We start from the raw sequence: 8,491 nt of genomic DNA on the forward strand, positions 1-8,491 counted from the left end.
GGCGCCCCCGCATTTGCGGCGCGTGCACTGACAGACACCGTCAGGAGAGTATTGATGGATACTTCTATGATTCCTCTTATCGTGGGTGGCCTCGGACTGCTATCCGCACTGTTCATCTATATGGCAGTGGCGCGTTCGTCCGCAGGTGAAGGCGCCGTCGCCGACATTGCCGACCAAATTCACACGGGTGCGATGACCTTTATCAAGCGTGAATACACGTTGCTTTGGGGCTTCGCGATTATTGTGGCCGTGGCCATCGCGCTGTCAGAGCTTGGCATCAATACCGCGATCGCGTTTATTGTCGGCGCGTTCTGTTCGTCGGTTGCTGGCGGTATCGGGATGTACACCGCCACCAAGGCCAATGTTCGTACGACGGTGGCAGCGCGTGACAGTGGTGCAGCCAGCGCGCTGAGTTTGGCGTTCTACGGTGGCTCCATTATGGGTCTTACCGTGGCGGCGATGGGTCTTTTAGGGCTCGGCTCATTGTATATGGCGTTCGGTGGCAATGCGGAAACGGCTCACGTTCTGCACGGCTTCGGCATGGGTGGTTCGGTCGTTGCGTTGTTTTCGCGCGTGGGCGGCGGCATCTTCACCAAAAGTGCGGATGTGGGGGCTGATCTGGTCGGTAAAATTGAGGCCGGTATTCCCGAAGACGATCCCCGTAACCCGGGCGTAATCGCCGACAACGTCGGCGACAACGTGGGTGATGTGGCCGGCATGGGTTCGGATATCTTTGAGTCCTACTGCGGTTCGATGATCGCCTCGATCGCGATTGCCTCGACGGCCACCGGTGCAGCGCTGGCGAGCATGCTTGATGGTGGCGACCGCGCTGATCTCATGGCGCTCCCATTGCTGCTGGCCTCTACCGGCCTGATTTGTTCGCTGTTGGGGATCTTTATCGTCAAGCTGTCGTCTGGCAGTGCGCCGGAAGCGGCGCTTCGCAAAGGCACATTCGGGGCCACGATCTTATTTATCGTCGCTGCGTACTTTGTGGTCGATAAAGTCGGTATCAGCAACGGTATTTGGATCGCTGTTCTCAGTGGCGCGGTTGGTGGCATCGTCATTGGCCTTGTCACCGAGTACTACACCGGTGCGGCACCAGTGCGAAAAATTGCCGCGTCAGGTGAAACCGGTCCGGCTACCGTGATGATCTCGGGTCTGGCCGTCGGCATGCAGTCGGTCGTGATTCCGTTGCTGACGATTTGCGCGATCATTTATGTGTCCAATGTCTACGCTGGCTTGTACGGCGTGGGGATCGCGGCTGTCGGCATGCTCGCCACAGTCGGTATTACGATGGCGATCGACGCCTACGGCCCCGTGGCTGACAACGCTGGCGGCATTGCTGAGATGGCGGGCATGGAAGACCGTGTGCGAGAAATCACCGATTCGCTCGACGAAGTGGGCAATACCACCGCGGCGATTGGTAAAGGCTTTGCCATTGGCGCTGCGGCGCTGGCAGCGCTGGCCATCATCACGGCATTCATTGAGACCATTGAATACAACAATGCCGATTTCGAATTGTTGCTCAATAATCCTATGGTGCTGATCGGTATTTTCCTGGGTGGTATCTTCCCGTTCCTAGTGGGCTCGATCACAATGAATGCGGTGGGCGATGCGGCCTTCGACATGATCAAAGAAATCCGTCGTCAGTTCCGTGACATTCCGGGGCTACTCGAGGGCAAAGCCAAGCCCGACACGGTGCGGTGTGTGGATATCGCCACAACGGCCGCGCTCAAGCGCATGATTCTTCCTGGACTGTTGGCGGTGCTGGCGCCCGTGGTGGTCGGTTTCGGTCTCGGGCCTGAAGCCCTGGGCGGGATGCTCGGTGGTGCGCTGCTTGGGTGTGTGTTGCTAGCGCTGTTTATGGCCAACGCCGGTGGTGCCTGGGATAACGCCAAGAAATACATCGAGAAAGGCAACCTGGGCGGCAAAGGATCGGATACGCACAAAGCGGCTGTCGTGGGTGACACCGTGGGCGACCCGTTCAAAGATACGTCGGGCCCAGCGATGAATATCCTCATCAATGTGATGGCGATTGTTAGCTTGGTTATTGCGCCCCTGCTGTAAGCACGCGCAACACGACAGTCTCGACAAAGGCCGCTCTGACGAGCGGCCTTTTTTTGTGGCAATGACCGCTCACCGGCGGAGGAGACCCTCCGCAAGCGGGGTCGTCACACAGCGGCACTGTGACGCGCTTGCAGTCGTCTACGCGGTGGGCGAGTGACTGGGTGGACGAGGTGTCAGATGCCCGGTTTTCACGTAAATCAGGCAGCCCTCATCCGACCGTGGGCGGTGTTCAGAGCCGTGTGGACTGCGCAGCCAGGTGCCCGCAGGATAATCGCCGTGCTCATCCTGAAACGTCCCTTCGAGCACCAAAATTTCCTCGCCGCCTTGATGACGGTGACGGTGAAAGCGAGTGCCGGCCTGCCAGCGCACCAGCGCTACCTGTTCGGTGCCATGAGCATGCAGTGGGAGAACGGACAACCCGTGTACTAAGCCGGGTGAAAAGGGTGTGCGCGTATCGAGGGCAAACTGCCGCGTGTCGCTGCTGGCAAATTGATGCAGTTTGACGAATATCGTGCAGCCGCTATCGCTATGCGGCGCATGGCGCGTGCCGATTGGGTTTCGCACATAGGTGCCCGCCGGAAAGTCGCCGTACTGATCGCTAAACACGCCGTCAAGCACCAGAAACTCTTCGCCCCCACTGTGCGTATGATTGCTGAACGAAGAGCCGGGCGCATAACGGACAATCGATGTGGCGTGACCGCTTTCGGCGCCCAGACGATCGAGCATGCGGCGCTCGACGCCGGCCATCGGCGAAGGAGTCCAGGCGACATCTTCCGGGCGCACGACCACGCGCTTTGAAAAGTCGGCGTTAAGGCGCATGGCGGCCTGTTGCTGACTCGTTGAAACGTCGGCTATCTCGATGGACCATTCTCGTTGCGGCCGCCAACGCTAGATTTTAAAACGTGTATTGAGTTTTTTTGGCACGGCCACGTTTTTAAGGGTCACGTAGCGCGGCAGACCATTTCGATAATGGGGATAGTCTTCGCCCTTGATCAGTGGTGCCAGATAGCGACGACCTGCTGCCGAGATGCCGAAGCCATCCCGAGTGATATAGCTTTTCGGCATCATTTTTTCTTTGTTGGCGACGCGTTTCAAATCGACCACGCCAACGCCCCAGCGATAGGGTTTGTCGGAGTGTCTCACCACGACCGGCATGACCGCGTTGTTGCCGCGAATCGCCAGCTCCACCGCGGCTTTGCCCATGGCATAGGCCTGATCGACATCGACTTTGGATGCGATGTGGCGGGCGGAGCGCTGCAGATAATCGGCGATTGCATAGTGGTATTTGTAGCCCCACTTGTCCTTGACCATTTGCGCGATGACTTGAGCCGCGCCACCGAGCTGCGCGTGGCCAAACGAATCTTTAGTGCCGGTTTCCGATAAAAATTTGCCGTTGGCGTGCCGGGCGCCTTCGGACACCACGATAACGCAATAGTCGTAGGCTTTGACGCATTCTTTGACGCGCTTGAGAAAGGCCTTCTTATCAAACGGCACTTCGGGGAATAGGATGATGTGCGGCGCGTCGCCCGGCTGTTCGCCAGCCAGACCGGCAGCGCCGGCGATCCAGCCCGCATGACGGCCCATCACTTCGAGCACGAAGACCTTGGTTGAGGTACGCGCCATCGACTGAACGTCAAGCGCAGCTTCCATCGTCGACACGGCAACATATTTTGCTACGGAACCAAAGCCTGGGCACACATCGGTCAACGGCAGGTCATTGTCGACCGTTTTGGGAACGCCGACGCAGATGATGGGATAGCCCATTTTTTTTCCGATCTGTGACACTTTATGGGCGGTATCCATGGAGTCGCCGCCGCCATTGTAAAAAAAGTAGCCAATGTCATGCGCCTTAAATACTTCGATTAGCCTCTCGTACTGCGCTTTGTTTTCTTCCAGACCTTTGAGCTTGTAGCGACAGGAGCCAAAGGCGCCACCCGGGGTATAGCGCAGTGCCGCGATGGCACGTGCGCTTTCTTTACTCGTGTCGATCATATCCTCGGTCAGAGCGCCAATAATGCCGTCCCGACCGGCATAGACCTTACCGATTACCGAGCGATTCTTGCGAGCGGTTTCGATAACGCCGCATGCGGAGGCGTTGATGACGGCGGTTACGCCGCCCGACTGAGCGTAGAACGCATTTTTCTTAGACATGATGATCCTTGTGGTCGGGTTTGCGCCTGAGAATACCGGAAATCCTGAAAACGGTCAGGGTTTGACCTTCCAGAGCGTTGTCGGTATTTTAACCGGCTCGCTGCCTAGGGGGCAGACAACCGATCAGAATGGGTGGAATGCCACCAACAGGAACAAAAAGCTATGAGAATCGTGATGTTAGGGGCACCAGGTTCGGGTAAGGGTACACAGGCTCAACTCCTGGTCGATAAACACCGCATACCGCAAATCTCCACCGGCGACCTGCTCCGCGAGGCTGCCGCCTCCGATACGCCACTGGGGCGCCAAGCCAAAGCCACCATGGACGCCGGTCACCTGGTGTCGGATGAGATCGTGTTGGGCATTATTCGGGAGCGGCTTCGCGAACCGGATGCCAAGCGAGGCTTCATTATGGACGGCTTCCCGCGAAACTTGGCCCAAGCTGAAGCCTTGGATGCCATGCTCGAAGAAATCGGACGTCCGCTTGACGCCGTGCTCTACATGGAAGTAGACAACGATCAGCTGATGCAACGTCTGGTTGGACGCCGCACCTGCATTAACTGCGGCAACGTCCATAACATATACACCTACCCACCGATTATCGAAGGACGCTGCGACAAATGCGGTCATCGTCTGCATCACCGCGCCGATGATAATGAGGAGACCATCGGTAATCGTCTGCGTGTTTATGAGCAGCACACGACACCACTAATCGAGTACTACACGAAACAGGAACTAACGGAAACCATTAACGCCGTCGGTGAAATCAATCAGATCTTCATACGCCTGCAGCGTTTCCTGAAGCAGTTCACTGGTAAGAAGTACGAGCAAAAACAGGCCGAAGCCGCTGAGGCACGCGCGGAAGCAAAGCGTGAAGCGAAACGACTTGAAGAGGAGCAAACGGCGGCGCTGGCGGCAATGATTGCGGAAAAAGCCGCCGAGGCGAAAGAGAGTAGCGGTAAGGCAAAGAAGAAACCCGCCAAGCAAGCGGCGGCCAAGAAGACCGCTAAAAAATCAACGACGAAGAAGAAAACGGCGAAGAAGGTTGCTAAAAAAGTGGCCAAGAAAACCGCCAAAAAGACTGCCAAAAAAGTGACGAAGAAAGTCGCTAAGAAAGTGGCGAAGAAAAAAGTCGCGAAAAAAGCAGCGAAGAAGAAGGTCGCGAAGAAGAAGGTGGCAAAGAAAGTCGCTAAGAAGGTTGCGAAGAAGAAAGTCGCTAAGAAAGTGGCGAAGAAGAAAGTGTCGAAGAAAAAAGTAGCGAAAAAAGCAGCGAAGAAGAAAGTCGCTAAGAAAAAGGCGGCAAAGAAAGTCGCTAAGAAGGTTACGAAGAAGAAAGTGGCGAAAAAGAAAGTAGCGAAGAAAGTCGCCAAGAAAAAAGTGGCGAAGAAGAAGGTTGCCAAAAAGACATCAAGCAAGAAAAAGGTGGCCAAGAAAGTGACTAAGAAGGCCGCCAAGAAGAAAGTCGCGAAGAAAAAACCAGCCAAGAAGAAGGTGGCGAAAAAAGCGGCGAAGAAGAAACCGGCAAAAAAGAAGGTAGCGAAAAAGATCGCTAAGAAAGCACCGAAGAGAGCGACCAAGAAGAAAGTATCAAAGAAAAAAACGACGAAGCGTAGTAAGCGACGATAAAAAAAGGCCGGCATTAGCCGGCCTTTTTTTTGTCTGCTTAAGCCGTTTTATTCGGCTTTCGCAAACTCCGGATAGGCTTCCAGTCCACATTCGTGAACATCGACGCCTTCGTACTCTTCGGCCTCTGAAACGCGTAGTCCGAGGATCTTGTTGAGGATGAACCAGACGATAAAGCTGGTTGCGAAGACCCAAGCAAATATTGCAGCAAGGCCAGTCAGCTGCGCCACCAGCGTCGCATCGGAATTGGTCAGGCAAACAGCGAGAAGACCCCACATACCCACAACACCGTGCACCGAAATGGCACCGACCGGATCGTCGATTCGCAGCTTATCGAGCAGCACAATCGAACCGACTACGATCAGGCCACCGACTGCTCCGATGAGGGTTGCCACAAGTGGTGTGGGCGTGAGCGGCTCAGCGGTGATCGCTACCAGACCCGCCAAAGCACCATTGAGCACCATCGTTAGGTCAGCTTTGCCAAACCAAATGCGCGATAACAACAGGGCGGCCAAGAGTCCCCCCACGGCGGCCATATTGGTGTTGACGAAAATCAGTGCAACCGCGTTAGCGTTGTCGACCCCCGTAATCTGCAGCTGAGAACCGCCGTTAAAGCCGAACCAACCCAACCACAGAATGAGCGTACCAATGGCGGCCAACGGTAGGTTCGCCCCTGGAATCGGCTTCACCCGTCCGTTTTTGTCGTACTTGCCTTTACGAGGCCCCAGAATGAGCACGCCGGCCAATGCGGCGGCCGCACCGCAAAGGTGCACAACGCCGGAACCGGCAAAGTCGAGGAATCCGAGCTCATTCAGCCAGCCACCGCCCCATTTCCAAAAGCCCTGTACCGGGTAGATGAAGCCGGTGAGTACTACCGCGAACGCGAAAAACGTCCAGAGCTTCATGCGTTCGGCCACGGCCCCGGAAACGATCGACATCGCAGTGGCAACAAACACGACTTGGAAAAAGAAGTCGGACAAGCCCGAGTAATAGGCGTCGCCGGCTTGGACAGCTTCGAGTGCGTTGTCGCTTTGACCGAGGATGTCTAACGCGCCGAGCGCATTGAACATACCGCCGGTAAAATCGTCACCCGGATACATGATCGCGTAGCCGCACAGCATGTACATCAGGCACGCAATTGAATAAAGGCCGACATTCTTGGTCAGGATCTCAGCGGTGTTTTTGGCCCGCACCAACCCTGACTCAAGCATCGTAAAGCCGGCCGCCATCCACATCACGAGCGCACCCATGACTAGGAAATAAAACGTATCGAGCGCATAGCTCACTTCAGCGACGCGGCTGGATAATTGTGTTAATTCTTCCATTGTGACTCCTAATAGTGGGATTAAACGGCTGCGTCGCCGGTTTCACCCGTGCGAATACGGGCAACGTGAACAAGATCGCTGACGAAAATTTTGCCGTCCCCGATTTTTCCTGTGCGTGCGGCGTTGGTGATCGCCTCAAGCACCTGGTCGGTCAGCTCATCCGCTACTGCGATTTCAATTTTTGTTTTGGGTAGAAAGTCGACCACGTACTCAGCACCGCGATACATCTCGGTGTGGCCACGTTGACGACCAAAACCTTTGACTTCCGTCACGGTGATTCCTTGCACCCCCACCTCGCCAAGTGCTTCTCGCACATCGTCGAGCTTGAAGGGTTTGATGATGGCAGTAATCATTTTCATGCGTATTTCCCTCTCCTGTGCCGTTAGAAGCTGAACGATTTGCCCAGCGAGAAAACGATCGACTCATCGGCATCGCCAATCAGGTCATCGTTGGCGAAGATGATGGCGACGCCCAGGTCAAAGCCACTCACTTCGGTGCCGTAGCCAAGCTCGAGATACTCGCCATCGGCGTCCTGACTAAACGAACCGAGTGTGGCGTAAAAGTCGTTGTGCTCAGCGGTCAAAGAAAAGAACGTGTAGTCCTGTGTGGGTCCGTCAAAATTGTCGTACTCGCCAATAGCAACATCGAGTGTGACGGCGCCATAGCCTGCGCTGAGATTGATTTCTTGATAGGTGTCATCGAAATCGCCGGTGTAGTAGTAGCCCGTAAAACCGATGCCGTAACTGAACTCACCGTATTCGCCACCGAATCCGAAATAGAGATCGACTTCCGCACCGTCGTCCACATCGGCTGCCCAGGTCCCGACATACCAGCCCGCATTTTCATAGTCCACGCCTAAAGAGGCAGAGGAATCGGATTGGAAGATCCCGCGAAAGTGGTAGTCGGAAGCCCAGCCAACGTTGCCAGACCATTCGGCATGAGAAGGGACGCTGAACGCCAATATCAGCGCGACAAACAGTTTCGGTTGTAATCGGATCATATCGATTCCTTTGCAGTGAACAGGACGCGCAGTGTTGGCGCGCGGGTCCGAATTGGACGCACTGCACAAAGCATGATCCGTGCCAACTTTTGACGGTTTAAAAATCAGTGATTTAAGAGGGAGGCGTGCGGTGGCGCGCACCTAATTAGTGCGCACTGGCCGGGTAATAAGGACGAATGCCCGGTTTTGGGTCTGGGGCCTTAAACGAAATTGCCCACTGTTAAAGTGGGTTTCTTTACCTGTGGCCACTCCCGTTTCAGGTTGACCTTGTCCAAACGTCGTTTGGCTTTGGTGCTGGTTTGATGTTGGCCGCCTTTACGTAACAGCG

General features: G+C 55.5%; 6 protein-coding genes and 2 pseudogenes. 3 read left to right on the top strand and 5 right to left on the bottom strand.

From position 1 onward, the window contains the following. Positions 1–54: 54 nt before the first annotated feature. A complete protein-coding gene (locus AAF465_06100) occupies positions 55–2,067 on the top strand; it encodes a sodium-translocating pyrophosphatase (GenBank protein ID MEM7082288.1) in 2,013 nt (670 codons plus the stop codon). Between the two features lie 138 nt (positions 2,068–2,205). Here AAF465_06100 and AAF465_06105 read toward each other — a convergent pair whose 3' ends face one another. Together AAF465_06105 and AAF465_06110 are read right to left on the bottom strand one after the other, a co-directional pair. After that, a complete protein-coding gene (locus AAF465_06105) occupies positions 2,206–2,886 on the bottom strand; it encodes a cupin domain-containing protein (protein ID MEM7082289.1) in 681 nt (226 codons plus the stop codon). A 69-nt stretch (positions 2,887–2,955) separates the two neighbouring features. Beyond that, on the bottom strand, positions 2,956–4,218 hold the full coding sequence (locus AAF465_06110; protein MEM7082290.1) for a 6-phosphofructokinase: 1,263 nt from the start codon (positions 4,216–4,218) through the stop codon (positions 2,956–2,958). Positions 4,219–4,380: 162 nt separating this feature from the next. Here AAF465_06110 and AAF465_06115 point away from each other — a divergent pair. Both AAF465_06115 and AAF465_06120 read left to right on the top strand, forming a co-directional pair. After that, positions 4,381–5,010, top strand: a pseudogene (locus AAF465_06115) (adenylate kinase). Positions 5,011–5,706: 696 nt separating this feature from the next. Continuing rightward, a pseudogene (locus AAF465_06120) lies at positions 5,707–5,772 on the top strand (HU family DNA-binding protein). Between the two features lie 116 nt (positions 5,773–5,888). Here the strand turns inward: AAF465_06120 and AAF465_06125 are convergent. From AAF465_06125 to AAF465_06135, 3 genes are read right to left on the bottom strand one after another with little or no spacing between them, the layout of a single operon-like run. Then, complete coding sequence (locus AAF465_06125; GenBank protein MEM7082291.1) at positions 5,889–7,163, bottom strand: ammonium transporter; 1,275 nt, start codon at positions 7,161–7,163, stop codon at positions 5,889–5,891. Positions 7,164–7,183: 20 nt separating this feature from the next. Then, positions 7,184–7,522: a P-II family nitrogen regulator gene (locus tag AAF465_06130; GenBank protein ID MEM7082292.1), complete on the bottom strand. Its 339-nt coding sequence runs from the start codon at positions 7,520–7,522 to the stop codon at positions 7,184–7,186. A gap of 23 nt (positions 7,523–7,545) precedes the next feature. Continuing rightward, the gene (locus tag AAF465_06135; protein ID MEM7082293.1) at positions 7,546–8,163 is read right to left on the bottom strand and encodes a TorF family putative porin; all 618 of its coding nucleotides are present in this window, start codon (positions 8,161–8,163) and stop codon (positions 7,546–7,548) included. Positions 8,164–8,491 lie beyond the last annotated feature (328 nt).

It is taken from the genome of Pseudomonadota bacterium, assembly GCA_039028935.1.
Taxonomy (GTDB): domain Bacteria; phylum Pseudomonadota; class Gammaproteobacteria; order Steroidobacterales; family SZUA-146; genus SZUA-146.

Coding starts and splice junctions, on each gene's coding strand:
- AAF465_06110 (MEM7082290.1), bottom strand. CDS start 4,218: ATGTCTAAGAAAAATGCGTTCTACGCTCAGTCGGGCGGCGTAACCGCC.
- AAF465_06105 (MEM7082289.1), bottom strand. CDS start 2,886: ATGCGCCTTAACGCCGACTTTTCAAAGCGCGTGGTCGTGCGCCCGGAA.
- AAF465_06100 (MEM7082288.1), top strand. CDS start 55: ATGGATACTTCTATGATTCCTCTTATCGTGGGTGGCCTCGGACTGCTA.
- AAF465_06135 (MEM7082293.1), bottom strand. CDS start 8,163: ATGATCCGATTACAACCGAAACTGTTTGTCGCGCTGATATTGGCGTTC.
- AAF465_06125 (MEM7082291.1), bottom strand. CDS start 7,163: ATGGAAGAATTAACACAATTATCCAGCCGCGTCGCTGAAGTGAGCTAT.
- AAF465_06130 (MEM7082292.1), bottom strand. CDS start 7,522: ATGAAAATGATTACTGCCATCATCAAACCCTTCAAGCTCGACGATGTG.